The 476-nt window shown below is 66.4% G+C and carries 1 pseudogene; it reads right to left on the minus strand.

Annotated elements, in window-relative coordinates:
- Positions 1-227: pseudogene (locus CCN56_RS13045) on the minus strand (DUF2470 domain-containing protein); the annotation flags it as partial.
- Positions 228-476 lie beyond the last annotated feature (249 nt).

Genomic DNA, 476 nt, shown 5'->3' on the forward strand with positions numbered 1-476 from the left:
ATGTCGGTGAGTTCGAGGCGGACGGGGATGCGGGCGGTCCGTCCGGCGGGGCAGTCCTCGGAGGGGGCGTGGAGGTGGAGGTGTCCCATGGGCCCGGTGCCGTCGAGGAGGTGGACCTCCTGGTGGACCCCGTCGGTGACGACGGTCATCGAGTGGGCGGCGGTCAGGATCGACCGGACGCGTTCGGCGGGCGTGGGTCGCGCGGCGTGGGCGCTGAAGGGACGCATGCACGTACTCCCGGGGAGAAGGACGACGGAGACCTGAAGACTTAGGTGAGCCTAACCTAACTCACCTTCTCGAAGAGAAGAAGGTCACAGCTGTACGCCCTGCTGTTCCTTTAGCGATCTCCCCTAGCATCCGAGCCATGACGGTCCTGCCTGACGACGGGCTCTCCCTGGCGTCCGAATTCCCAGACGCGCCACATGATCAGTGGCAACACCTCGTGGCGGGTGTCCTGCGCAAGTCGGGCAAGGAGG

It is taken from the genome of Streptomyces sp. NRRL B-24572 (assembly GCF_002156145.1).
GTDB classification, from domain to species: Bacteria; Actinomycetota; Actinomycetes; order Streptomycetales; family Streptomycetaceae; genus Streptomyces; species Streptomyces vietnamensis.